Raw genomic sequence first — 26012 nt, 5'->3', positions numbered from 1 at the left:
TGCCGACACAGGAGGGCGGCCATGCCGCGGATCACCAGGGAAGACAAGGCCAGGAACCGGCAGAACATCGTCGAGGCAGCCGGGCGCATGTTCCGCTCGCAGGGCGTCGACGCCGTAGGCATCGCCGACCTGATGAAGGAAGCGGGCCTGACCCACGGCGGCTTCTACAACCACTTCGCGTCCAAAGACGATCTGGCCGCCGAGGCGTGCGGCGCCTCGTTCAGAGCCTCTCTGGGCGTCCTGGACCAGACCCTTGAGGAAGGCCCCGATCTCACCGGCCCACCGCTGAAGCGAGTGGTGGACAACTATCTTTCGGCCGCCCATCGCGATGCCTCGGACGGCGGCTGTCCCTCCGCCTCCTTGGTCATCGACGCCGGACGGCACAGCGACACGGTCCAGAGCGCCTACGCGGTCGGCGTGGAGGGGTACCTCACCGGCTTCGCCGAGGAGTTCGCCCGCGAGCGCGAAGGGGAGATCACCTCACAGGAGGCGCGGGAGCGCGCGGTGCTGCTGCTCAGCCGACTCGTAGGGGCGATGGTCCTCGCCCGCGCCGTGAGCCACGTCCAGCCCGAACTGTCCGACGAGATTCTGCGGACCTGCCGCGCTCACGCTCTCGGCTGACCGGCTCCGCCCCCCGCCTCACCCCCGAACTGCTCGCGAAGACCACGATCCACCTCGGCAACCTGGGCGATCTCGACCCCGAGGCCGGAGAGATCCCCGACATCCCGCAGGACGTGACACCGCGGCCGAAGTCTCGTCGCAAGCGCGGCGGAACACGGTCCTCGACGACCGCGGCGGCAGGTCGGCCGCCGGTGACTGACCGGAGCACGGAACCCGGGCCGCGGGCCTTCGGCCGCAGCCTCGACCCGCTGGACGGTGAGTCCCTGGTCGGCTTCGTGCTGAGGTTCTCCTACCGTCTGCGGCTCGCCCCGCCCGGCTGCCAGAGCCTGATGACTGTGTGGTGGTGGCGTCCGAACAGGACGGACGGGGAAGTCCGCGCCGTTGTCCTGGTCTGCCTCCGTGACGGCCACGGCACCGATGGAAGGCTGGACCTGGGTCAACGAGATCCTCAGCGGCCTGGTCAAGCCGCCGCTGGCTGAACTCCGGTCGGTCGAATAGGAGTTGATTCCGGTGGGCGTCACCGGAAAAGTACTCAGGCGCAGGCTTCGCGGGGCGTATGCTGCCGCGGCCGTCCATGGGTGTTGATCGCACCGCAGTGCCGCGGAAGCACTGACCGAGCAGGAGAAAGAGCGATGTCGAGCACCCAGGGGAAGACATGACTACGGATACGGGTCATTCCGCGTCCCCGGTGAAGCAGTGGGTGATGCCCGCTCTCGTCCGGTACTCCTTCGTGGAGGCCCCGGCCGTGAGCACCCTGACCGCGCTCACGGCCGTGCTGGCAGGCGCTGCGCCGGTCGGTATCACCATCGCGATCGGTGAACTCGTGAATGGTCTCGCCTCGGCGGCCGGCAAGGGCACGAGCGGGCCGGTGGCGGACGAGTGCTTCCGCTGGGTCGGGGTCATCGTCCTGCTGTTCCTCGTCACTCACCTCGCCGAGTCGGCACGCAGCGCGCTGGGCCGGGCGCTCGGCCGCCGGGTCACCGGGCGGCTGGGCGAGCGCGTGATGGGGGCGGCCTCGGAGCCGGCGACCGTCGGCCACCTGGAGGACTCCGCCTACCTCGGCCGGATCAGCCGGGCCCGGGGTGCCGGGACCATCGACATGCCTCCCGGGGAGGCTGTCTTCGGGTACTCCACCAGGTCCACGCTGTGGGTGACCGCGATCGGTTCCGCGGCGCTGCTCACCGGGGTCGCCTGGTGGCTGGGGCCGATCGTCTTCGTCGTGTTCACCCTGCTCCACTGCCGGCTGGTCCGGAACTACCGCAAGGCCGTTGTCGAGACGGTGAACCGGACTACGGGGCTGCGCCGTACGTCCTATCTGCGGGATGTGTCCATCACGTCCGGAGCTGCCCGGGAGGTGCGGCTGTTCGGCCTGGCCGGCTTCTTCCGCGAGGCGTACGAGGCGGGGTGGCGTACGAACATGGCGGAGGTCTGGCGGCGCCGGCGCGAGCACGATCTGTTCGTGGTGGTGGTCGTGCTGCTCACCGGCGCCGCCGTGGCCTTGGTCTTCTGTTACCTGGCGTACCGGGCCGCGTCACGCGCCGACGGGACGACCGTGGGTGATCTGGCGATCGGAGGCCTGGCCGTGCGGGCGCTGATGCAGGTGCTCCGGGCGGACGAGGACGACCTCCGCATGGGCTTCGGGGGGAAGGCCGCCGGCGAGGCGCTGTCCTTCCCCGCTGTGGAACCGGCCGCGGAGCCGCCGCCGCCGGGCGAGCCGGTGTCCTCCGGCACCATCGCCTGTGAGGGTCTGCGGTTCTCCTACGGCGGTGGCGCGGGCGAGGTGCTGCACGGCATCGACCTCACCGTCCCTGCCGGTCAGTCGCTCGCCGTCGTCGGCCTCAACGGCGCCGGCAAGACCACACTGGCCCGCCTCGTCGCCGGACTGGACGCTGCGAGCGGGGGCTCGCTGAACATTGGCGGGGTGCCGGTCGACGACGCGGGTCGGCGCGGCTGGCAGCGTCAAGTCGTCGCCGTGTTCCAGGACTTCGGACGTTACGAGCTGACCGTGCGCGACAACATCGCGTTCGGCTCGCTGCTCCACGCGGACGACGAGGACGGACTGCGTGCCGTGGCACGACAGGCCGGGCTGCTGGACTTCATCGAGCGGCTGCCCGACGGCTGGGACACGGTGATGTCCAGCGGTTACGCGGGCGGGGTCGACGCGTCGGGCGGCGAATGGCAGCGCATCGCTATCGCCCGAGCGCTGTTCGGCCTGCGCCATGGTGCACAACTGCTGATCATGGACGAGCCGGCCGCCAGCCTGGACCCCCGTGCGGAGGCCCGGCTCTACGACACGTTCCACGAGCTCACCGCGGGGGCCACCACCATCGCCATCTCGCACCGCTTTGCCACCGTGCGCAAGGCGGAGCGGGTCGTCGTGCTCGACGGCGGCCGGATCGTCGAGGACGGCACACATGAGCACCTGCTGGCCGCCGACGGCCGGTATGCCGAGCTGTTCCGCCTGCAGGCCAAGCGTTTTGAGGATGTGGCGTCGTGATCGGCGCGCTGCGGTTCGTCCTGGCGATCGGACCACGCACGGATCGGGTCCGGTCCCTGCTGGTGGTGGCGGTGGCCCTGCTCGAACCGGCCACCGGGGTGGGCCTGGCCGTGCTGCTCGGCCTCTTCAGTGAGGTGGCGACCCGCCACTCGGCGGACGGCCTGATCGTCCTGACGCTGTCCGCGGCGGTATTCGTGATGCTCACCCAGGGCACGTTCGTGGCCGGGTACTTCACCCGGCTGCGGCTGCAGGAGGAGATCCAGCACCGGATCGAGCTGCGGTTCATCGGCGTGGTCGGCACGACGCCGACCCTGGAGGTCCACGAGCGTCCGAGCCGTTCCGACAAGGCGGCCACGGCCCGTGCCACCCGCGGCCAGATCGGACCGGCCTTCGACCGGCTGCTGTGGCTGACCGGAGCCGCGCTGGCGCTGATCGTCTCGGCGGTGCTGATGGCGTCGGTCGTCCCGGTCCTCGCGGCGCTGCCCCTCTTCGCCGTACCCACCGTGCTGGCCACCAAGGCCGCGGACAAGCGACGCGGCGATGCCGAAGAGCGCACCACGCCCAGCACCCGGCTGGCCGGGCACCTTTTCACGCTCGCCACCACCGCCGCACCCGGCCGGGAGACCCGTCTGTTCGGACTCGCGGGCGAACTGCGGCGCAGGCACCGCGCGCAGTGGGACGCCGCTGGCCGCGACATCGCCCAAACCGACGGACGGGCCCGGGTGAGGGTCGCCCTGGCGTGGCTGCTCTTCGTGCTGGCCTACGCGGGCGCGATCGTCCTGATGGTGCGGGCCGCACTGTCCGGCCAGGCCTCACTCGGCCTGGTCATCACGGCCGTCGCAGTCAGCAGCCAGATCACCGGACAGGTGCACGGCCTGCTGAACCTGAGCTTCTGGACCCTGGAGTCGCTGCGGGCGACCCGGGTCTTCCTCGACGTGGTCGAGGACGCCGACGCGGAGCGGGCGGCCGTCGTGCCAGCCACCCCGGCGCCGGTGCCGGACGCACTGCGCGACGGGATCACCCTGGAGGGCTTCACCTTCCGGTACTGGAACCGGGAGCAGCCCTCGCTGGACGCCGTCGACCTCCACCTCCCGGCCGGTGCGGTGGTCGCCCTGGTCGGCGAGAACGGCGCCGGGAAATCCACCTTCGTCACCATGCTCACCGGCTTCTACCGCCCCGACGCGGGGCGCGCCCTGGTGGACGGCACCGACCTCGCCCAGCTCTCGCCGGAGGAGTGGCGGGCCCGGACCACCGTGGCCTTCCAGGACCCGGTCCCGATCGAGATGACCCTCCAGGACACCATCGGACTGGGCCTCCTCGACCACCGCGACGACCCGGAACGCGTCCTCCAAGCGCTGCGGACCGCAGGCGGCAACAGGCTTTTCTCCGGGCTTCCCGACGGCCTGGACACCCGGCTCGGACGCACCTCCTGGGACGGCAAGGGCCTGTCGGGCGGCCAGTGGCAGACGCTCGCCAACGCCCGGGCCGCGATGCGGCGGACGCCGCTCCTGCGCATCCTCGACGAGCCCTCCGCCAGTCTCGACGCCCGGGCCGAGGAGTGGCTGTTCCAGCAGTACGCCGAGCTCGACCGCCTGGACGGCGGGGTGACCGTACTGGTCACCCACCGCTTCACCACCGCCCGCGCGGCCGACCTCATCGTCGTCCTGGACCACGGCCGGGTCGCCGAGGTAGGCACCCACGACAACCTGATCCAGGCCGACGGCACCTACGCCGAGCTGTACCGCCTACAGGCCAGATACTTCGTCTGACCACCCGAAGCGCTTTTCGCACTCGGCCCCTGTCGTACGTGGGCGGCCGGGTGGGCGTGCGCAAGGATGAGGCCATGGCCGACCGACTCGCGCAGAGCACCTCCCCGTACCTCCTCCAGCACGCCGACAACCCCGTCGGCTGCCGAGGCTCCGATGGCGGCGGCGGTGACGTCGTCCAGGTCGACAGCGACGGACTGCTGAGCTGTTGCTGCCAGTCGACGGGCTTCATCGATATCCCCTTGTTCGCTTAGAGGTCCTAAGGGTTGTCCCGTAAATGATCTTCGGATTGTCTCGGGCGTGGTTGGCTGCTGTGCGGCCCGCTGGTCTATCCGGCGAGTGCGAGGTTGTGCATCCGGGCGATGCCGGGCATGGCGTGGTGAACGCCGTCGTCCTTGAGGCGGCAGTCGCGCAGGATCTTCCAGGTCTTCATGCGGGCGAAGACGTGCTCGACTCGGGCACGGACCTGCTTGTGGCACTTGTTGTGCTCCTGTTTCCAGTCCGGCGGTTCGGCTTGGTCGTGCTGTCGGCGGTGCGGGATGACGAGGCCGGTGCCCGGGTAGCCACCGTCGGTGATCGTGGGTGTGTTGCCGACGGCGGACTTGGCCCGGATTCCTCCCATGCCTTGCAGTCGTTGCGGTTCCCGGCGAGCGGCCGGCCGACCACGACGACCAGGCGGGTGTCGGCGTCGATGACGGCCTGGTGGTTGGTGGAGTACCGGTAGTTCTTCGACTTCTCCGCGATGGCATGGTCGCGGGTGGGCACGAGGGTGCCGTCCACGATGAGCACGGTGTCCTTGGCGAACCGCTTGCGGGGCTGGAGAGCGAGCATCGGCCCGAGGTGGTCGATGATCCGGTCCGCCGCCGGCTTGGAGACCCCGAACAGCGGTGCGAGCTGGCGCATGGTCAGGTTCGTGCGCCAGTACGCCGCGACCAGCAGCGTCCGGTTCTCCAGCGGAAGGCCCCACGGCCGGCCCTTGCGGACCGCGTCCGCACCCTCGCGGCGCAGAACCGTCACCAGCTTCCCGAAGGCGCGCGGGCTCAGCCCGGTGAACGGGGCTGTGACAAATCCTTCAGTGATCACTAGATGAGTGATGTCGCTGGCCTGGGTGTCTAGTGATCGTTTCAGGATTTTGTGCTGTGGTGTGGCATGTCTCTGAGCTGGGATTTCCGTGGAGGTGCAGATGCCGGAGGGGCTCTGGAGTGCAGTTTCAGTGATTGTCTTGGAATGTAGTGATCGGCGTGGGATTTCTCTATTGATGCGTGGTTCAAATGGGCTGGTTTGCGCTGGTCAAGGGCTGGGCGGTGTCTGATTATTGGCGGCGGGGTCAGCAGCGCCTGGCTTTCCGGAGTGCTGCCCAGGGCTGACCGAGCTGTGTCGGCCCGCGATGGGGAAGATCCGACTCGACGTAGTGATGACTCGAGTCGATCCCGGTTGGCTGCGGGCCAGTGTTGTACGCCGTCCTGGGTCGCAGCGTCCCTCCGCCCGCTATCCGCTGAGCCCTGTCCGCCAGTTGCCGTCCCGGGCCTTGGCCTGCCCCTGGCTCCTGTCCGAGGACGGCAGTGTCGCCTTCCGACCGCCGCCCGTCTGTGCCGGTACCTGGCCGACCGCTCTACCTGGTGGTACCCACTGGTTGCTTATGACCCGTCGGTCGGTGGGCCCGAACGACCCTGATGTGGGAAGAGCCGCTGTGCCGAAGAGGCGGTGGTGGCGGAGGCGATCGCACAGAGTACGGTCCTGGCCGCTGTGCTTGACGATTGCCCAGGGCCGGTCGAAAGCGGCTCCCTACCCTGTGGCGGAGCTGAGAGAGTTCATCGTCGGGGATCAAGGGGAGGGGAGCCCATGGCTGCTGGTGAGGGAAAGCGCGTCAGGGCGGGAGGGTCCTCGCTGCTGGCGGAGTTCACGCGGCTTGGGGCACTGCCGTCCGCGCACAGGCGGGGCTACCAGCTTGAGGTGCTGCTGGAGCAGCTGTTCAGGCGGGCACACTTCCGGGTCGACCGCAACGCCTCCGTGGCAAAACCGCGGCAGACGGACCTGGTGGCCCGCTACGGGGACACCTGGTACCTGATCGAGGCCAAGTGGCACAACGAGCCAGCCGACATCAACGTCTTCGACGCCGTCCGGTCACGGATGGAGCGGGCCGCCTCATCCGCTGTCATCGGCGTCATCATTAGCGTGAACGGTTTCACCGACTCGGCAGTGGATGACCTGCGGGCGCGCCGGGACCGGGGGACGATCCTGCTGCTCGGCGAAGAGGAGCTGACCCAGGTTCTGAGCACACCGAGATCTCTGGTCAACCTCCTGCAGGTGAAACGGGAGGAGCTGATCACCCACGGCCGCGTGCACCTCGCCGCCGCCCCCAAGCCCCGGCGCCAGCGCCGGCCGGCCACCAGTCTCCCGGCGGCCGAGGCACGACTACTCGGCCTCGACCAGCAGCCGCTGCCGTACATCACGTCCGGGGGCGGGTTCGGCGAGTTCGTCTTCGTGCCGGAGCTGCCCGACGTGGACTGGGCGTTCGGCAGCGGCAGCGGCGTCTCACTCGATGTACCGGTCAGGCCGTACAACGAGGACGGCATCGTGGAGTTGCTGTACGCACTGGACTCGATGGGCTGGACCACAGCCGCACCACAGTGGAACATCCAGCAGTCCAGCGCGAACTGGCACGGCACCGGAGCCCAGGAGTTCGTCGAGACGCTGCGTGCCTGGAAGAACCGCGAAGACGCCCTGAAGAGCGCCCACCACACCGAACAGGTCACCTACTTCGATACCTGCCAGGGCGGAGGCTTCTACACCCTCACCGCAAGCATCGCCAACTACCGGTCCCGGGCCGTCTACGACTGCCGCCTGTCGTTCCAACTGCCCGGCGTCCCCGTGGACCTCCAACCCATCCGACACCTGTTCGAGCAATTCGACGCCGCAACATTCAGCTACTTCCGCCCGCTGAACAGCCCAGCAGTCGTTCGCCACCACCCTGAGCAGACAGTTCCGCTGGAAGCCGTCGGCTACATCGTCTCGCCCAGCGGGCCGGACCTGCCCGACTGCGACGGCGCGCCCGAAGAGTGGGTCACAGGCCTTGCGGTGAGAAATCCGCACCGCGACGAAAACGGAAGGTCTGCCCCGGACGCGTGGCCGGGCCGGGTCGCGGAAAGCGAACTGCTCATCTGCGCCCTGCGGTCACACCACCCGCTCCATGAGCCAAAAAGGGCGTACCGCCTCTGCTCATGGGAGTACGCGCGCACCTCCGACGCCCTGGCCCTGCGCCCCGTAGCCGACTGGTAGCGATCCGGAGGACGCACGTCGCCAGTCCAGTGCGGCGCAGGCGGGTGAATTGCCTGGCCGAAGCCACAGACCGCCGCTGCACCGCGCTAGAGACCTGGCCGGACCGTCTTCCGCGCCCTGACCATCACCCGCTCGAGGATCGCGCGGTCCCGGCCCTGCCGGGCCACGAACGGTCCGGCCGAGAGGCCTTCGCTGCCCAGAACCCGGCCGTCGGGCTGCAGATGGTGCAGCAGTAGCGTGCAGCGCCCGTCGCCTGCCCCCGGGGGCAGTGGCCGCCGTCATCCGCCGCTGGTCGGCGTGTGGATCCTCGACCCGGCGCTGACCGCCCTGGACGCGGTTCTCACCACCGAGCACAAACGCCTGGCCGGCCACCGTTAGGCCGTCCATTTGCGCCCCCACCCCGACGGCTGGGGCAGCGACATCACCGGTATCACCCCCGTGAACGCCGTGCGGAAGCAGACGCGGCGACGCCCGCATCTCATGCCCAGCTGCCTTTGTCGAGAGCAGCTGGCATGCGCCGGCACCGCTCTGGTGGTCGAATCATCGACGGCACTGATGAAGAAATAACCTAGGATCCGCCTCCCGCGCCGGTACGGCGCTTCTCCGAGTGACCGTGGCCGAAAACTGCCGTCCTGCCGAAATCCCACGAACAACAGAAAACACGGCAGCCACTCCCGTGTCGCGAGTCAAAAAGATCAACTGGCTAAAACCGTACGCAGTGCGGCAGCCTTTTCTCATCACTGCCCAAAAGGATCCACCTGCCGTGCCCGCCGTAAGGATTCTGTGGGCATGCGACTTCATCTGCTGCGATGGGTTCTTGACCCCGTCACCAGCTTAGCTGCCTTCCGGCAGAGCATCACAAGTCACGGAGAGGCATCGTTCGACGTGGCCTGGCGCCGCGCGCGCGTGGAGCGTTTTCCCGACGAAGCCCTCTATCGGCAACACGGCCACGCGCCCGGATCCCGCCCGCCAGAGCGAGACGGCACCATGCGCCGATCGGACAAGTGGCCGAATTGACATGCGCTGCATTCTGGTCGCTTCATTCTGGCCGGGGAGAGGGAGAGAAACCTGCCATCCTCACGGAAATAATCCGTGTCGAGAGGCTGTGTCAGAAAGAATCGAGCGGTCATTCCCTAGACAACCGGGAGAGCGAAACATGCCCGATGCCACTGAGCTAGCTTTGATTACCGCTTCGCTTCCAGCCGCGCTGACTTTCGTCTTCCAGCGCGTGGAACGCCTCCTCAGCTCCCGTGGTGTCGAACCCGAGGCCGACATCGCCGTACCCGACGCCCTGACCGGAACGCTGCAGTTGCCGCTGCAACCCGACCACGCCCTCCTAGACCAGCGCCGGCACGAACTCGAGATGCTGCGGGACGCCCTCGCCGACTACTCCCACGGCGACGTCCCCGTCCCCGCCTCACCGGCCCTGCTGCGCAACTGGGCCAGGCTCCGCGACGCACTGGAAGACATCTACAGCCAGCGCCTGACCTTCGCCGGAGAAGACCGGCCAGCCTCCGGACCGTTCGTGCACCAGAAGGCCGACGTCCTCACCGGCGAGGCCACAGGCATGGACGCCGACGACATCACCGGCAACGCCCGGGTCGTCCAGGACGTCGGCCGGGTGGAGCGGGACGCCAAGATGACCGGAATGAAGGCCCGGCGGATCGGCCCGTAAGCAGAACCGGCCATCGACCACGCCTGCGTATGCGGCACCGCCGTACCCCGATCCTGAAGGGCTGAGCCTTGACCACGCTTCCGCCGGCCGACCCCGACAACACCGCCACGCCGCCCTCAGCTCCATCCAGTCGGCTGCAAGCCCCGGCACCCGGCGGGTTCCCGCCTGTCCGCGAGGACACAGCGCAGACCGAAAAGACGCGCGCGGACACCGGAGAAACGGACGCCGAAGACGGCGCTGCTCCCACACCGGCCAGCGCGCCCCCGGCCGCAGCCCGCGGAGGCGAACCCGTACACGGCAGCACCGGTCACCAGCCGCCCCGCGCTGATGCCCAGCCCTCTGTCCCAGACCGTGACCCCGGACTTGGCGCCCGCGAGGACGACGGCAGGCACACCTCCGCACCAGCCGTCCAGCAGAACGTCCCCGTCAACCTCGGCACGGTCATCGGGACACAGAACATCAGCGAGATCCGCCGCCTGCGAGGCACTCCGCTGCCCAAAGACTGGATCGAGGACCGTCTCGCCTCCTACCTCCCAGACAGCCAACTGACCGACGCCATCAGCGGAATTCTCAAAAACAACCGCGTCGCGGTGCTCCACGGCCTGCCCGGCACCGGCCGCTACTCCACCGCACTGCACACCCTCACCCGCCAGTCCGCCGTAACGGCCATCCGGCAAGTCCGCCGAGAACCCAACGACGCAGTGGACCTCGAGGGACTCACCGACGAGGACACCGGCTGGATCCTGGACCTCAGAGACGAAGAAGAGACCCTGCATACCGGATTCGGACTGCACCTGAGAGAGGCCGAAGGGCACCTGAGCGCAACCCGCTCCCTGGTCATCGTGGTCACCCATACCGACACCTGGGCTTGCGTGGCCAGTGAAGCCACCGAACTCGCCCGCCCCGTCGCCCCGCCCGTGGCCCTCAATGCGCTGCGCGCGCACCTGAACTGCCCCCAGCCAGGCATCGACGAGCTCGAACAATGGCTCGCCCAGGACGCCATCGTCACCGAAATGGAAGGCGCCAGCCCGGCCACCGCAGCACACTGGGCCCGCATCATCCGCACCACCGCCGCCTTCAACAGCTCCAGCACCGACCCCAAGAGCGTTCCGGAACTGGTCGACGCTGTCGTCCAGGCTGCCCGCAACTGGCGCCACACTCTGCGCACATGGCACACCTGCAACACCGACAGCACCCACCGCAACTACCTGCTTGCCGCCGCGACCCTCGACGGCGCACCCGCCGAGGACATCTACGAAGCCCACACCACACTGGGCAAGATCCTCGGTGACACGCCACAGCCCACCCGGGGACAACAAGGCCCCGGCATCATCGAACTCACCCACACCATCGGCGCCGAACTCGGAAGCGACGACCGCGTCCGCTTCCTCAACCCCGGATACGCCGAAGCCGTCGTCGACTACTTCTGGGTCGACCGGCCCCACCACGTCGCAGCCTTCACCCGCTGGACCGCCGAACAAGCCGCCACACTGCCCCCTGACCTCGGTGACCCGCTGGCCGAACGCGTCACCCAGTGGGCCACCCACTACACCATCGCCAAGCAGAGCTTCACCGTGCTGAGGGCCATCGCCACCGACTGGGCCAAAAACCCCCGCCTCCACGACCGAGCCCAGGACCTCCTCGTGGCCGCTGCAGTCGACCCCACCGACGGCAAACGCGCACGCGATCAGTACCTCACCTGGGCCAAAGCCCCCGACACCGACGACCCCAGCAACCGCAAGCACATCCCCCTCGCCCTCAAACGAGCTCTCGCCGGGGCCCTGGCCCAACTCGCCCCCGCCTACCCCCAGATCGCCCTCAAACGGCTGTCCGAACTCGCCGTCCACACCACCGACGAAACGGTCGCCGACGCCGTCGGAGACGCCCTGACCCAGTTGTGGGACCAAAAAGCCCTCCAAACCACCGTCCGCACAATCCTCTCCTCCTGGTTCACCTCCCCCCAGACCCACTACGTCGCAGCCGCACGCCGAGCCTTCCTCCACCTGGCCGACCGGACCACCGCCGAGAGCCTGCCCCTGCTGGTGAACCACACCGACCACACCCCCGATCCCTGGACGCTCGCCGGGTGGCGCTGCGCCCTGGACGGCCCCGCCACCGCGCCGGTACAGCGAGCCGTCAATGCTTGGCTCGACGCCGCACTGAACCACCCGACGCTGCGGACCACCGTCCTGCGCACTTTCACCGAAGCCGTCTTCCGATCCGACGCCGACCGCACCTACCTCGCAGAGCGCTACCTGCGTCTCAACCAAGCAGCCTTCGGCTGGCAGCCCACACACGCCGAATCACACCCAGGTGAACGCTCACTCCTGCGCGACGCCCTCGTATGGGCCCTGACCCAAGCAGACCCCGCCGCACCTGTGACCGCGCGCCATGCCCCGCTCGCGCAGTAGCGGCAGCAGATGGCCCACACCCCGGGCAGGCACGCTCAAACTCACCTGCCCGGCTCCCACCATCACGCCGGGCTACTACTTCGAGCTCACCCTCGACGGGGCGTGGGAAGAACTGCCTGCACCCACCCCGCACCGCACTCCGGCGGCTGCAGCCACCGACCACGCTCTCACCGTCGTCCGCAACATCACCGCTAACTACCTGGCCACCGACACCGCCGCAGCCACCGCCCGCATCAACACCGTCCTCGGCCGCCCCAGTGACGTCCCCAGCCTGCCCGTACGGCTCTGCTGGGCCACGGCCCACCTCACCGCCCAGCCCGGCGCCCAACAAGCCGCCCTCACTCAGCAGCGCCTCGCGCACGAACAAGAACAGCGCCGTACAGAAGAACAACGCCGCCTGTCCGAGGCCCGCGCCCTGCGTGACACGCTGATGAGCGACCCGTCCCTGGCCCTGTCTTACTGGTTTGCCGCAGCCCCTCACACCATCGACACCGACACCCTCGCCCGCCTGGAGGAACTGTTCAGCACGGCCGCCGCCTACGCCCCCCACGGCCAGTGGGCACCGTTGGCCCGACTGCTGCACACGTTCGCCGATAACCTGACTGACGGCGCCAAGGCTCACCTGATTGACACCCTGGCCACCCTCACAGACCGATACGGACGCCCGGACATCACCGTCGCCATCAGGGCACTACACGCCCCGGGTCCGGAACGGACCTGATGCCGCGACCCCGGCAGATGCTGGCATGATCGCGACCAGGGCAGCGGCTTCGTCCACAGGACGGACATGGTGGTGCGGGTGCCGGAGGCCCGGGTGCCGGTGCTGCCGGAGACCGACCGCCGTAGCGAGGACGCGTACGAGCTGGTGGTCAAGCTGCGCCGGACCCGCGAGGGGGTCGGCTGCTGGCACCGGATGTGGACAGGCGCACCGTGGACCTGGTCCGCTCCCCGGCCGGACGCGATCGAGGACGTTGGCCGCGAGAATCGGCTGTGGCGGTGGGTCTATCCGCCGACCTGCCGAGAGGACCTGATGCCCTTCGCGTTCGTGTTCGCGGACACCACCGAGGCGAAGGTCGCCAACACGGTCGTCGTGCTGGAGGGGGCCGGCTGTCGCTACTGGGCTCCGCGCCGGTACGGCACCCTCTCCCCGATGACAGTCACCGCGTGGGACTACGGCCATGCGGTGTCCGTCGTCGTCACCACCCTGGAACGGCTCCAGGAGCACGGCGTGGACGCGGCGGTGTGGCGATGCCTGGGACGAAAGGACGGACAGACCCTGACGGCCGCGCTCGACAATCCCGACAGCGGCGCCCTCTTCCTTCGCCAGTACGCCCGCGCCGACGCGGAGGACATGCAGGGCCGCGCCGCGGGAGGCGCAGCGGCCGGTGTGCACGTGGTGCGGGCGCAAACTTACCGACGAGCGCTGGTCGTTGGACAGGCTCACCCTCGCGGGCCTTGATCTGCACGACGACACCACCAGCGGTGTCGAGTCCCACATACAAAGCCAACCCATCTGATTTCAGCTCAAAGGCGAGGTAGCGCGGCCAGCCGCGCTCACCCAGGGGCAGCCTGACTTCTTTGGTGCCCGCACGTACCGGCGGACGGACCGTGACGGCTCGTTCCACACGCTGTGGGGCGGGGGCGGGTCCGAGGTGACGGGCTGACCCAGCCGTGACGCACCAGTGGGCCGGTGTCGCCACTGGCCCACTGGTGCGTTGATATTCTCGCTGCCCCGCCCGACAACAGGTGTGGGCACAGGGGTTCGGGGGTGTGGAGTAGATGAGGCCACGTCTAGTGTTCGTGCACGGGGTGGGAAAGCCACGGGAGGCCAAGACCGAGCTGGAGGCGTGGCGGGCCGCGCTGACCGTCGGCGCGCGAGCGGCCGGGCACTCCCGAAAGGCCGCGGAGCTGCTCGACGGCGGAGCGGTCGACATCCACTTCGCGTACTACGGCGATCTCTTCCTCCCGGGGGCCGCTCCCGACAATGAGGCTGTGGCACCCGCACCCGCCGGACCGGACGAGGAACTGCGGGAGCTGCTCCTCGACATGGTCGACGAGCAGCTCGAAGCGCCCCGCGACGACCGTCAGGCACAGGCGCTCCGGGTGACCAGGAACAAACTGGCGCCGACCGGCGAGGAACAGGGACCTGGCAGCCTCGCACGGCAGGTGCTCGTCGGGGCCAACTCCCTCTTCGCGGTGCCGGGTCTCCGCACCTTCGGCGGCTGGCTCAGTGCCGGAGCGATGAAGCACGATCTGCACCAGGTCAGGAGATATCTCGCCCGCAAGGAGACCGACGAGGCTGGCCTGAGCCTCGACCGGCGCATCCGTGCCCGCGTCGCCACGGAACTCGACCCCGAGGGACCCACGGTCGTCGTCGCGCACTCGCTGGGGACCGTGGTGGCGTTCGAGACACTGCACGCGCACTCCGCGCACGTCCCGTTGTTCGTCACGCTCGGATCACCGCTCGGAATGCGCACGGCAGTACGGCCGCGGGTGCGCCCGCAGCCCGTACAGACCCCGGAACCGGTCGGCCGCTGGCTGAACTTCTGGGACCGCGACGACTTCGTCACCGGTGGCACCGAACTGGCCCTGTGCATCGCCTCGAACGCCGCCTCGGTCGCTCCGGTGAGCACGCGGGTCGATTCGGACGGACTGAATGTGCATCCGGCCGTCAAGTACCTGGCGCAGCCCGCCGTCGCGGGCCCGCTGATCGAGGCGCTCGACGCGGTCACCGTCGCATGACACCGTCCACACCGCCGCGTCACCTGCTGGTCATCGCGCCGCAGTGCCCGGCCCAAGGACTGCTGACCGGTCTGGAGGAGACCGCCGAGTCCCTGCACGCCGTCCTCCTGGACGACGAGCTGGGCGGCTGCGAGCCGAGCCCGCCGGGCGTGCCCTCCCTGCTGTGCGGGTTCAGCGTCTGCAGGGCCGAGATCGACCAGTCGGTCCGGGACGCGGCGGACCGGGCCGGGGCCGCGGAGGCGGTGCTGGTAATCGCGTTCCTCGGACACGGCACCACCCTCGGCCAGACGCCCAAGCTGGCCTTCATGGCGAGCGACTCCCACGAGGACGTCGCGACCAGTGTCGTGGACGTCGGCGGGCTGCTCACCCTGGCCCTGGACGTCCCCGGTGTGCGGGGCGTCATCGCCCTGGTGGACACCTGCCGCGCTGGCGGAGCCGTACCGGATCTCGGTGGGCTGGCCGGAGGGGTCCGGCAGGGCGCGACCAGCCTCTCCCTGCTGATGTCCGCGAGCGCGGTCGAGTCGGCCCACGGTCTCGCGTACACCCGGACGCTGGTGCGCGTGCTGCGCGACGGCCTGCCCGACGCGGGGATGTTCCTCTCGCCGCAGGACGTACAGGAGGCCGTGGACAAGGAAGCGGGCACCAGCTCCCAGTTGGTCACGCTGAACGGCCTCTCCCTGGATGCCCGACCCTGGTTCGCCCGCAACGCACGGCACAGGGCCGACGGCGCGCTGCTGGGGCCGCTGGGCGAGGAGGATCTGCGGCTCGCCCTTGACCCGCTCGGCGATGCGGCTCCCGCCCTGCCGATCGTCACCTCCGGCGATCTGGCCCGGCTGCGCCGGACCCTGGCGGCCCTTGACCGGTACCAGGCCACCGCCGACCAGCACCTCGCCCACGCCCTGCGCACGGTCGACCGGCTCGCGACCGCCGTACGCACCCGCGAGTTCCTTCTGTCGTCCTGGCCAGGCAGCCTCCCCGAGTCGGAACGCATCCGTCGCGCCTATGTGACGGCGGCCGGCCGGCCCGCGTCCGCGTCCGACGGGGACGAACTGCTGCGTGACTGCGTCGAGTCACTGTGCCTGCGAGTTCCTCGCGCCAAGGGCAGTCCCACGGCGCCTCTCGCCACCTTCGTCGCCGCGCTGGCCGTGGAAGACGGTCTCGCGGCGGGAACGCCCGGACTCACGGGGTGGGCGCGAGGCATCGGGGCCGGCGTGGAACTCGTCGACGCCTTCGCCGCCCAGGCACGTCGAGCCGCCGAGAACAGGCTGCGGCTGGTGGTCAGCCTGCACTCCGCGATGGCCGACGAGTGGCCCGAGACCCTTCTCGTCTGGCTGTTGGACGGCGAAACCCTCGTGGGACGTGATGACTTCCGCTGCCCTCCGACGCAGGCCGGCGTCGAACAGCGGTTGGGCGCGGTGCTCGCCTGGGCGACCCGGCAGGCCCGGTGCACCGGATTCAGGCTCAAACGCATCGACATCGCAGCGCCCGCCGCGCTGCTCGCCTGCTGGCGCCCCGAGGAAGCCAGGCTCGGGCAGCGACTGGGGCTCTACTACGACATCGTCCTGCGCTGGAGCGACCGTCTGAACCTCCCCGCCCACCTGGGCCTGATCAACGAGTTCGCCCGGAACCAGCTCGACGAGATGAAGGACGGCCCGGCCACGCCCGTGAACTGGCTCGACAAGGCCGAACTCAGCGCGGTGCAGAAGCTGGTGGAGAGCCTCGGCAATGGCTGCTACGGCGGCGCGCTGGCGCTGAGACACCGGCCGGAGCGGCTCCAGGAACTCCTGGAACCCCTGCTCGCGTACGCCCCGATGATGCTGTGGCCAGACGGCACGGGAGATCTGCCGCAGGCGTCGCAGGACAGCGTGGAACGCAACTGGGCGAGACTCCCCGGAGAGTTCAGCGCCGCCTACCGCACCTCCTGGAAGCAGGGGGACCCGGCGCACGAGCACACCGATCTCGCCCGGGTGCGTTCCGTGTGGCTGGACGAGCAATGGCTGGACTTCTGCGACGCGTTCGCGAACGACTCGGTCGATGGAGAGAACCCGCGATGACCTGGACACCCTTCTACGTCGGCGACGGCACCCCCCGGGACGTGGACCTCGGTGCCCCGCCGCCCTGGCGCACCTTTTCCCGGCAGCCCCGGCCCGAGCGGTTCCAGCCGCCACCCGGGCTCGTCGAGGCCGTGAACGCCGCGCTCGCCCTGCGCCGTCCGCTGCTGCTGACGGGTGCGCCTGGCTCCGGCAAGTCGTCGGTCATCAAGCAGGTGGCGACGGAGTTGCGGCTCGGGGAGCCACTGCGCTGGCACATCACCTCACGCAGCACCCTCGTGGACGCGCTCTACCGTTACGACGCCCTGGGGCGCATCCACGCGCAACGCCTGGGCGGCGACTCGGGCACCGACGACATCGCCCCCTTCCTGCAGCTCGGACCGCTGGGGACGGCACTGCTGCCGTCGAAGGCGCCGTCCGAGCAGCCCCGCGCCCTGCTCATCGACGAGATCGACAAGAGCGACCTCGATCTGCCGAGCGATCTGCTGGACGTGCTGGAGCACGGGGAGTTCGAGATCCCGGAGCTGGCGCGGTACCGGGACGACGACGTGGACGTGCGGGAATGGGACAGCGATGCCGTCCATCGGATCGTCAAGGGCCGCGTGCGGTGCGACAACTTCCCGTTCATTGTGCTGACGAGCAACGGCGAGCGCGACTTCCCGGCCGCCTTCCTGCGGCGCTGCATCCGGTACACGATGCCGATGCCGGACACGGAGTCGCTGCGGCGGGTGGTGGCGGCCCACTTCGAGACCGATGTGGCGCCCTCGGGTCCGGTCGACTCGCTGATCGTCACGTTCGTCGACCGGCTGCGGGCGGGCGAGAGCCTGGCCGTGGACCAGTTGCTCAACGCCGTGCACGTCCTGACCGGTGCCCAGGCGCCGGAGGGAGCCGCCGCCGAGGAGGTCAGGGAACTGATCCTGCGTGAGCTGACCGGTGCCTGAGGAAGCGGACGGGCCGGGGGATTCCCTGGGCGTGAAGCGGGTCACCGGCCTGAACGGGGCCGTGTCGGCGATCGGCGCCGTGGCTCCGGGGCTTGACGGGACGGCGCTCGCGGAGGCGCTGTGGCTGGCCTCCCGTATGGCCGCCGGCTCGGCCTCGCCCGCACCCGAAGAACCGGCGCCGGCGTCGGCGCAGGCTCCCGCACTGACCGGGCCGTCCGTCCAGCGCCTGCCGCGCGTGGGTGACTTTGTGCGCCAGAGCCCTCCGACGGCCCCGGAGAACCGGTCGGCCCGTCCCCTCCACGAGCGGCTGCCCGGATCCACCGGCCGAGTCCCCGGTGACGCGGTCGCCGTCCCCCGGGCGACGGCGCTGCCGTCGGCGCTGGAGATGACGCGTGCCCTGCGCCCCTGGAAACGCCCGTGGCGCACGGGGCGGCGGCAGGCGCTCGACCTCGACGCGACCGTGGCGGGGTACGCCCGCAGCGGGGAGCTGATCCCGGTCTTCGCTCCCGCTCCAGAACGCTGGTTCGACCTCGTGCTCGTCGTCGACCGCTCGCCCTCGATGCAGGTGTGGCGGGAGACCGTCAGCGCCTTCGCGGGGCTACTCGACCGGCTCGGCGCGTTCCGCACCCTTCAGGTGCGCGACCTCACCGTGGACCCGGATGACGGCGTCGGCCTCACCGACCGTCAGGGCCTGCCGACCTCGACCGGTCAGCTGGGCTCCCCCGACGGCCGTCGGCTGATCGTCGTGGTATCGGACTGCGCGGCACCGGCCTGGCGGGCACCAGAGATCTGGCAGCAGTTGCGGGCCTGGGCGGGCCATGAACCGGTGGCCCTGCTCAACCCGTTGCCGCCCAAGCTGTGGCGGCGCACCGGACTCGATCTGCCGACCGTGCGGGTGTCCCCGGACGCCCCGGGCACCGGCAACACGGGACTCCGCTTCCGGCTGCCTCCGCTGCTGGCCGTCGGCGAGGCGGACCCCGACGAGTGGCTCGCGCTGCCGGTGCTCTCGCTCTCCCCTCACGCACTCGGGCGCTGGTCGCGGACAGTGATGCTGGCCGCCCCCGAGGGCTGCTCGGCGGCCCTGATCCCGCCCGCCGGCCGCCCGACTCCGCTCGGCACGGGCCGTCCGGCCCGCAGAAGCGCCGAGGCCCGAACGGACGGATTTCTGCGCACCGCGTCGCCCTCGGCCGCCCGTCTGGCGATGCTGACCTCCGTGTTCGACCGGCTGAGTTTGGCCCTGCTCCATGTGCTCCGCCAAGAGCTGGTGCCCGAGGCCACGACCGAGGACCTGGCCGAGCTGCTCGGCTCCGGGCTGTACGCACTGGACACGGACACCGGCGGCCCGGTGACACTGACGCCCGCTCCCCAGGTGCGGGCCCGCCTGGAAGAGGCGTTGACGGAGCACGACACCATGCGGCTCAACCGGGTGCTGGACCGGCACATCTCCTCGGGTCAGGGCGGCGGGGGACGACTGTCGGCGGTGGCGGGCCGACCGGACGGCGAGGAGGCGATCGCCGCGGAGGCCACGGCGGCGGGCGTCGCATGGGGTCGGACGCTGGAGCTGCTTGGGCTCCCCCTGCCGACCGGCGGTACGGAACTGCCGGAGAGCGTCGGGGCGGCGACGGAGCCCGCGGATGCCACCGACCTCGCGCTGCGGGTGGCGCTGGCGATGTTGCCGCAGGACCGGCAGGCGGAGGCGGGCGAGCTGCACGAGACCGTGCACTCGGTCGTCACCCTGCTCGCCGCGCGGGGCCTCGCGGTCGACAAGGCGGTTCTGCTGAGGCAACTGGAGGCTTCCGTCTTCCAGTTCGTCACGCGGCCCGCCGTTCTGCAGGACGACCGGGACCACGAGCCGTGGTCGCCGGACGGTGACGGCACCCGAGGACGGGAGTTCTGGGAGCGCTATCTGAGGTTCCTGGAGTACGAGCGGATCCTGCCGCCGGCACAGGTCCGTCAGCTGGACGATGTCACCCGTGACCTGCTCTCCCAGCTGGAGGACCCTCGTCGGCCGGGCAGTTGGCGGCGCACGGGTCTCGTCATGGCGCCCGTCGGCTCGGGCAAGTCCACCTCGGTGATCGCCCTGGCCGCCAAGGCGGTCGACGCCGGCTACGGCACGGTCGTCATTCTGGCCGGTACGACCAATGCCGCACGCGATCAGATGCAGCAGCGCGTGGACGAGGGGCTGTTGGGCTTCGATAGTCAGTACGCGGCGAGTTCGGAAACCGGCGGCCGGATCGGCGCGGGTGCCATGCCCCATGCCCGCGCCCTCCCCATCGTGTCCGTGACGACCCGTGGCGAGCAGGGCGACTTCTCGCCGTACAAGGCCATAGGCCTCAGGCATCCTTCCCCTGCCCACCCGCAGATCTTCGTGATCAAGAAGAACCGTAGGATCGTCGACAGAGTCCGCGACTGGCTCATGCACACCTCACAGCCCGAAGACCGGCCCATGCTCGTCATCGACACGACAGGCGACGCGAGGGGCACGCTCAGCTCTCCCTCGAAAGTGGACGAGAGCGTGGAGCGGTTGCTGTCCTCGTGTCCCAGGGTCGGCTATGTCGGCTACACCTATACGCCCTTCCTCACGACATCGCAGGTCCTCCCCGACTTCATCTACCATGTCCCGCAGCCCCCTGGTCACTTCGGCCCCGAACAGCTCTTCACCGACACGGAGCAACCGCTGCCCCTGGTCCGCACGGTGTTCGATCAGGACCGCTGGCTGCCGCCCGGGCATCGGGCCGACCACGTGCCGGGCCGGGAGTTGCCGGTCTCTCTCTTCACCGCGCTGAAGTCGTTCGTGCTGGCGTGTGCCGCACGCCGAGTCCGAGACCGGAAGCGGACGAGCAACTCGATGCTGGTGTCCGTGAGTCGGTTCGTCGCGGTCCAGACGCGAGTCTGCGACCAGCTGGCCGAGCGGGTCGGCGTCATCGCCGAGGACCTCAGAGACCGGCGCGGCCCGCGCGGACAGCGGCTCATGGCCGACTTCGAGGAGTTGTGGCGCCAGGACTTCGTCCCGACCAGCGAAGCGATCGCCGACGCGGCCGTACCGGCGGTCTCATGGAAACAGGTGGCCGACCAACTGCCGATCGTGGCCCAACAGTTGGTCGTCGTCACGGCCAACTCCGCCTCCGACATGATGCCCCACTTGCACGAGAGCGAATACGGCGGTCTGAACATCGTGGCGGTCGGCGGCGCCAAGTCGGCCCAGGGCCTGCCTCTCGAAGGGCTCACCACCAGCTACTGTCTCCGAGCTCCGGCCAACTACGAAACCCTGCGCCTGCTGACCACGCCGTTCGGGCCCCACACCGGTTACCAGGACCTGTGCCGTCTTTACGCCACGCTGGAAGTCCTCGACACCCAACACCGGTTGACGGCGACGATCAACGGACAGCGCAAGGAACTGCAGGAGCTGGCCGGTCTCGACATCACCCCCGCCCAGGCCGTCTTGCATGTCCGGGCCACGCAATCGCCCGGCAGGTCGTGGGAGACTCTGGACTTCACATTGGCCCTCGAGAGGGTGCGGCAGAACTTCCGGACCCTGGAGGCATTCATCCGCGGCCTCGGCCGAGCCGGCACCCCGGACCCACGCACCGCCGCGAACCTGCTGTGGCATGGCGTCACACCCGCGAAGATCGCGGAGTTCCTCGACGCCTATCTGCCAGGTTCGGAGCCATCGTGGAACCGGCTCGCCGAGATCTGCCGGTACCTGCGCCGGGGCGCCGGCCTAGGAGGGCTGGGCGAGTGGACCGTTCAGCTGGTGAGCCCGTCGAAATCGCCGGTACTGGTTGAGGTTGCGGGGCATCGGGTCGGCACGGTTCGCCGTGCTCCGTTGCCGCGCGGCAATGAGGACGGGTTCAGGATCCGGCGGCTGTCCGCTGTCGGAAACGAGTACGCGGATCTCGACCCGGACCAGTACCTCAGAGCTATCGACGTGACACGCTCCGCGGCGGCGGTCGATCCGGCTCGTCCGGCCCGGGGGCATGAGCCGACGCGGCCCTCCCGTGCGGCGGTGGAGGCCGTGCGCCGCCCGGACCAGGCTCTGTTGTCGATCTACCTGGTCCGGGGGGAGGAGACCGTCGACTACGAGGTCACGGCTCCACTGGTGGGCCTGGCCGTTTCCCTGCCACGCTCGGCCGCGCTGTCCGAGCCCTCCTCCCCGCTCAGCTGAGCGGCGGCCCAGGTTCCGGAGTCGGTACCGGCTCCGGGCCCGGAGGGATCAGGGACGGCGACGGATCGGGAGCCGGTCCGGGGCGCCATCCTGGACCTGCTTCTGGGACAGAGCGCCGATGCCCCCCTGCCTCGTCCCCGACAGCCCGAAGCCGCGCCAGGTTCGGACCTCCTCTATCTGATTACTGCGTCGGCAAGGACGAAGACGTGAGAGGGAAGAATCCGAAGCGCTGGCCGTGTGCCTCGCGGCTGAACATGTAGACCTGCGCCTGATCGAGGATGTCCGACGGCGGGTCGGTGTTCTCCACGACGATGGCCTGGCCGTGGAAGGCGTTGAGCAGATGCCGGTAGAAGTGCCGGGGCACGCTCTGGCGCAGATCCGCCTCCCGCACCCCGGGTTCCCGGAAGGTGACCAGGGGGGAGTCCAGCACAATGAAGCCGGGATGGCTGCGCCGTTGCTCCAGGCAGTAGTCGGCCAGAGCTGTAATGAAGGCGGCGTGCAGGACGGCACGCATGCCCTTGCCGTGGCCGGAACGGGACCGGTCGCCCACATACAGCTCCGCCGTGTACTGGTCGTAGATCACCTCCTCCTCCCGCCGTACCTGCCAGGCATCCAGCGTCCGCTCGACGGTGCGATCGAAGCCGGTCAGCGTGGCGGGCGGGATGCCGCGGCTGGGCTGCCCACCAGGCTGGGCCTCTTCGGAGACCAGTTGCGCTCTGACGTCTTCCAGCTCCTCGATCCGTGCGTGCAGGCCGAGTTCGTTCTCCAGGCGGGAGCGGGCGGCCATCACCTCGGCCACCTCGTCCTGCAGGGGGTTGAGTTCCTCGCGTTCGATGCGGGTGATCTCGGCGTCCGCCTGCTCGGCCAAGGCGGCTTGCGCGGCCTGGTCTTCGGCCACGTACTCACGTTGAGAGCGCAGGTCGTCGATGGTGAGCAGCAGGTCGGCCAGGAGCGTGCGGGTCTTGGTGCTTTCAGCGGTGACGGTCTGGTGCAGGGCGGTGGTTTCCATGGAGTCGTGACCGGCTTGCTGGTGGTGGGGCTCTGCGCCGCAGAACACGCACGGGCCGCTGCGGAAGTAGCCGAGCAGGCTGCCGGCCTCGCTGACCATGCCCAGGCGGGCCAGGTCGGACTCGTACTGGGCCCGCAGCAGCTCGAACCGGCCCAGCAGGTCATCGGTCTCTGCCAGGCGCTGCGCGTAACGGGCCAGCGCCACGGACAGGGTCGCGCGGTCGGAGGCCGCCTGCGCGTGACGGCGGGTGACGTTCCGCAGCGACTCGGCGCGGTTTTCTTGATGTTCCAGCAGCCGCCGCAGCTGTTGCTGCAGCTGACTCTGGTTGGCCTCGCGTGTGGCCAGTTGGCGCTGCAGTCCGAGGATTAGGTCGTCCAGCAGGCTGATCTTGCCTTTGTGGACGCGGCGCTGTGCCTGGTTGAGGCGGCTTGGCGAGGGCTGCTCACCCGCCCCGGTGAGCAGGAGCTTGAGGGCCGACTTGTGCGCGGTCTGGCCGCTGGTGCCCGACGTGCGCAGGACGGGGGAGACCTTCGAGACCATGCGGGTCTCGCTGATCAGGCACAGGTGTAGCAGGTCCCGGAAGCCGGCGAGTTTGGTGCCACCGGAGTCGTTGGTGGCCAGCAGCGAGCCGTCGAGCCCGATACGCTCCATCAGGTAGCGGGAGAGGTTCTTGGTGGTCCGGGGGCTGTGCTGGGCGGAGAGCACCAGGTCCGGCGACCGGTAGACGAGGTCGCGGATATCGTCCTCGAAGACGCTGACCCGCCCGGACTGAGGCGCTCGCATCAGGGTAATGACCGATGCGTCGGGCAAGGCGATGCCCAGCAGGATCTGCGAGTAGCCCTCGGCCTCGGGGATGAGGTTCAGCTTGCGGGCGCCGAGCATGTAGTCAATCGACTCGGTGACGAACGACTTGCCGGTGTCCGAGGCGCCGTAGACGATCGTCAGGCGGGGGTCGAAGTCCACGCGGGCCGTCTCGCGGCCCATGCCGGCGTAGGTCAGATGCAGCAGGCGCAGCTCAGTCATCATCGCCTCCCTGGCGCGGCAGACGATTCTCGAACGTCCCCATCCACCGCTGTGTGATGTCGTCCGTGGCGGCACGGCTGTCCGCCGGGACGCGGTGATGGAAGGCCAGCGCCCACTGCGCCCGCTCCCGCAGGGCTCCGACATATGGGGCCTCGAGCAAGTCGAGGAAGCCCGGGCCTTCCTCGCTCGCCCGGTACATCAGCCCGCTGTCGTCCGCCTGCACGTCGGCCAGCCCCGCGCGCATCAGCACCACCAGTCCCTGCTCGAGCAGTTGGCGCTTCATGGCCAGTTCGCCCGGGCCGGCCGGCAGTGACGGGTGCACACTGGGCGGCCCGTCCATCTCGCCGCTGTGCAGCATCGCGTAATCCAGGTACACCAGTTGAGGCAGGTCCAGCGGCCGGGGAAAGGAGGCTGCGAGCAGCACCAGAGCGCGCACACCGACCTCCAGCGGGCTGTTGAGCGCTCTCACGTCTCCTCCTCGACCCAGGTCAGCCGGTCGTCGTTGGCGAGCTGGTGACAGATGCCCATGCGGTCAATGGGCTCCACCACGTGGACCAGGACGTTCGTTCCCAGCTGCATGTCGCGTGCCGCGTCCTGCACCGCGTTGAGCCGGTCGAATCCGGTGGCGAAGTCCCGCCAGGTCACGTTGACGACACCGTCGTAGACGTTCTTCTGCAGCGATTCGAAGGTGCCCTCCGGCACGCTGTCACGGGCGAACACCCGCAGTTGCTCGGCGCAGTAGAAGGCTTCCCGCTGGTGCTGCAGGTGAGGGCCCGCCTTGGAATGCGCGCGCACCTGCCCCATCGCTCCGGGGTCACAGCCCCACTTCTCCTGGTAGACGTCCAGGAGCTTTTGGATGTACCGGGTTTCCACCGGTGTGTGCTCCGGCGGGGGCGCCTGACGGGCCTCGCGGTCCGGCAGCCGCGTGCCGAACCTGCGCACGTGATACGGCGTGGTGGCGTGCTGCTCGAGGATCCGGTCGAGATTGGCCGCCTCGAAGCGGGCGAAGTCCGTCTCTCGGGCCAGCTCCAGCGCCGCTCCGAGCGGATCTGCGCCGTACTCCGCGGTTAGCCGGTCCGCACCCTTGGCGACCCAGTCGAGGAACGACTCCTTCAGCTCCGCGGGCTTGGCCAGCAGTTGCGTGAGTGAGGCGCCGATCCTGGGTGCCACGAAGACGTAACGCTCGGGCAGAGTGCGGTACTTGCCGCCGGCCACCACTGCGATGATCTTCAGTATCTCGACATAGGCAATGGCCGGGGTGAGCGCCTTCCCGTAGTGCTTGCACTGATAGCAGTGCCACCGGTCGTCCGTCCGGTGCGCCGTGAGGAACGCGGCGACATCGGCGCCGCCGTCGTGGGCGCCGCCCAGCTGCATCACGTCCACGTATTCCTCCTCCTTCAGCGCCAGCAGCCACTCGTAGACGAACTCCTCGAACTGAGTCGGCGAGTGATGCGCGAGGATCTGCTTGGGCGTCACCGCAGGGCCTGTCGCCATCATGGGGGACAGCACTGTCACTGGGACCTGCGACGGCTTCGGCACCTCGGAGAACAGCGGCTCGGCGGAGCCGTCGGGTGAACTCATGCATCCCCCGTCGCATGATCATGATCGTTGCCCAGGGCACGTTCTTACCATTACCCGCCGTGTCCCGAAAGCGTGCATTCCGCCATTCAGGACCCGTGTGGCCAAGGTGGGGCATCTCGGGGTGAGGGGCTGACGGCGAAGCCTCCGCGTATGGCGTCCGGTGCCGCCGCCCGGGAGCCTTCTGTTGCCGGGTGGATCCTCAACCGGCCTGTCACGCACCGACGGCTCCCCGGCGGCTGTGCCGCGGAAGG

General features: G+C 69.5%; 17 protein-coding genes and 2 pseudogenes. 15 read left to right on the top strand and 4 right to left on the bottom strand.

Annotation, left to right across the window (positions count from 1 at the left end; genetic code table 11):
• The first annotated feature begins 21 nt into the window (after positions 1-21).
• The 4 genes from SACTE_RS00210 to SACTE_RS34340 all read left to right on the top strand — a co-directional run bounded on the left by SACTE_RS00210 (position 22) and on the right by SACTE_RS34340 (position 5138).
• The gene (locus SACTE_RS00210) at positions 22-621 is read left to right on the top strand and encodes a TetR/AcrR family transcriptional regulator (protein WP_014044000.1); all 600 of its coding nucleotides are present in this window, start codon (positions 22-24) and stop codon (positions 619-621) included.
• A 655-nt stretch (positions 622-1276) separates the two neighbouring features.
• Entirely contained in the window at positions 1277-3118 is a 1842-nt protein-coding gene (locus tag SACTE_RS00205; protein WP_014043999.1) for an ABC transporter ATP-binding protein, read from the top strand.
• The gene (locus tag SACTE_RS00200) at positions 3115-4887 is read left to right on the top strand and encodes an ABC transporter ATP-binding protein (RefSeq protein ID WP_014043998.1); all 1773 of its coding nucleotides are present in this window, start codon (positions 3115-3117) and stop codon (positions 4885-4887) included. The genes SACTE_RS00205 and SACTE_RS00200 overlap by 4 nt, the downstream gene beginning before the upstream one ends.
• 74 nt (positions 4888-4961) lie before the next feature.
• Complete coding sequence (locus tag SACTE_RS34340) at positions 4962-5138, top strand: hypothetical protein (RefSeq protein WP_019993903.1); 177 nt, start codon at positions 4962-4964, stop codon at positions 5136-5138.
• Positions 5139-5212: 74 nt separating this feature from the next.
• On the opposite strand, the pseudogene SACTE_RS00195 reads toward SACTE_RS34340, so the two are convergent.
• Positions 5213-5979 (bottom strand): annotated as a pseudogene (locus SACTE_RS00195) (transposase).
• Positions 5980-6726: 747 nt separating this feature from the next.
• On the opposite strand from SACTE_RS00195, the gene SACTE_RS00190 reads away from it, so the two are divergent.
• The 11 genes and pseudogenes from SACTE_RS00190 (at position 6727) to SACTE_RS00150 (ending at position 22148) form a co-directional block, all read left to right on the top strand.
• Positions 6727-8163 carry a restriction endonuclease gene (locus tag SACTE_RS00190; protein ID WP_014043996.1) on the top strand — a complete coding sequence of 479 codons (1437 nt, stop codon included), beginning with the start codon at positions 6727-6729 and terminating at the stop codon, positions 8161-8163.
• Positions 8164-8400: 237 nt separating this feature from the next.
• A complete protein-coding gene (locus SACTE_RS34335; protein ID WP_157839244.1) occupies positions 8401-8541 on the top strand; it encodes a hypothetical protein in 141 nt (46 codons plus the stop codon).
• Between the two features lie 850 nt (positions 8542-9391).
• A complete protein-coding gene (locus SACTE_RS00185; protein ID WP_019993901.1) occupies positions 9392-9838 on the top strand; it encodes a hypothetical protein in 447 nt (148 codons plus the stop codon).
• Positions 9839-9906: 68 nt separating this feature from the next.
• A complete protein-coding gene (locus SACTE_RS00180) occupies positions 9907-12249 on the top strand; it encodes a hypothetical protein (protein WP_014043994.1) in 2343 nt (780 codons plus the stop codon).
• On the top strand, positions 12230-12970 hold the full coding sequence (locus tag SACTE_RS00175) for a hypothetical protein (protein ID WP_014043993.1): 741 nt from the start codon (positions 12230-12232) through the stop codon (positions 12968-12970). The genes SACTE_RS00180 and SACTE_RS00175 overlap by 20 nt, the downstream gene beginning before the upstream one ends.
• Positions 12971-13036: 66 nt before the next feature.
• Positions 13037-13708 (top strand): hypothetical protein, encoded by a 672-nt coding sequence (locus tag SACTE_RS00170; protein WP_014043992.1) that lies wholly within the window; start codon positions 13037-13039, stop codon positions 13706-13708.
• An 80-nt stretch (positions 13709-13788) separates the two neighbouring features.
• Positions 13789-13913, top strand: a pseudogene (locus SACTE_RS35530) (hypothetical protein); the annotation flags it as partial.
• A gap of 145 nt (positions 13914-14058) precedes the next feature.
• Positions 14059-14991 carry an alpha/beta hydrolase gene (locus SACTE_RS00165; RefSeq protein WP_226995135.1) on the top strand — a complete coding sequence of 311 codons (933 nt, stop codon included), beginning with the start codon at positions 14059-14061 and terminating at the stop codon, positions 14989-14991.
• Positions 14988-17045 (top strand): hypothetical protein, encoded by a 2058-nt coding sequence (locus SACTE_RS00160; RefSeq protein WP_014043990.1) that lies wholly within the window; start codon positions 14988-14990, stop codon positions 17043-17045. Before SACTE_RS00165 ends, SACTE_RS00160 begins: the two co-directional genes overlap by 4 nt.
• Positions 17042-17983: an AAA family ATPase gene (locus SACTE_RS00155; RefSeq protein ID WP_014043989.1), complete on the top strand. Its 942-nt coding sequence runs from the start codon at positions 17042-17044 to the stop codon at positions 17981-17983. Before SACTE_RS00160 ends, SACTE_RS00155 begins: the two co-directional genes overlap by 4 nt.
• Positions 17976-22148 carry a Z1 domain-containing protein gene (locus SACTE_RS00150; RefSeq protein ID WP_014043988.1) on the top strand — a complete coding sequence of 1391 codons (4173 nt, stop codon included), beginning with the start codon at positions 17976-17978 and terminating at the stop codon, positions 22146-22148. The genes SACTE_RS00155 and SACTE_RS00150 overlap by 8 nt, the downstream gene beginning before the upstream one ends.
• 181 nt (positions 22149-22329) lie before the next feature.
• Here the strand turns inward: SACTE_RS00150 and SACTE_RS00145 are convergent, their stop codons facing one another.
• Genes SACTE_RS00145 through SACTE_RS00135 form a run of 3 tightly spaced genes read right to left on the bottom strand, consistent with a single transcriptional unit; the run spans position 22330 to position 25761 of the window.
• On the bottom strand, positions 22330-24180 hold the full coding sequence (locus SACTE_RS00145; protein ID WP_014043986.1) for a hypothetical protein: 1851 nt from the start codon (positions 24178-24180) through the stop codon (positions 22330-22332).
• Positions 24173-24649, bottom strand: a complete 477-nt coding sequence (locus SACTE_RS00140; RefSeq protein ID WP_014043985.1) for an ABC-three component system middle component 2 — start codon at positions 24647-24649, stop codon at positions 24173-24175. The genes SACTE_RS00145 and SACTE_RS00140 overlap by 8 nt, the downstream gene beginning before the upstream one ends.
• Positions 24646-25761, bottom strand: coding sequence for an ABC-three component system protein (locus SACTE_RS00135; protein WP_014043984.1), 1116 nt, complete (start codon positions 25759-25761; stop codon positions 24646-24648). Before SACTE_RS00135 ends, SACTE_RS00140 begins: the two co-directional genes overlap by 4 nt.
• Positions 25762-26012: the final 251 nt, after the last annotated feature.

The organism is Streptomyces sp. SirexAA-E, assembly GCF_000177195.2.
GTDB classification, from domain to species: domain Bacteria; phylum Actinomycetota; class Actinomycetes; order Streptomycetales; family Streptomycetaceae; genus Streptomyces; species Streptomyces flavovirens.
Note: the sequence above shows the minus strand (reverse complement) of the source record. Positions and strands in the feature narration are given on the sequence as shown.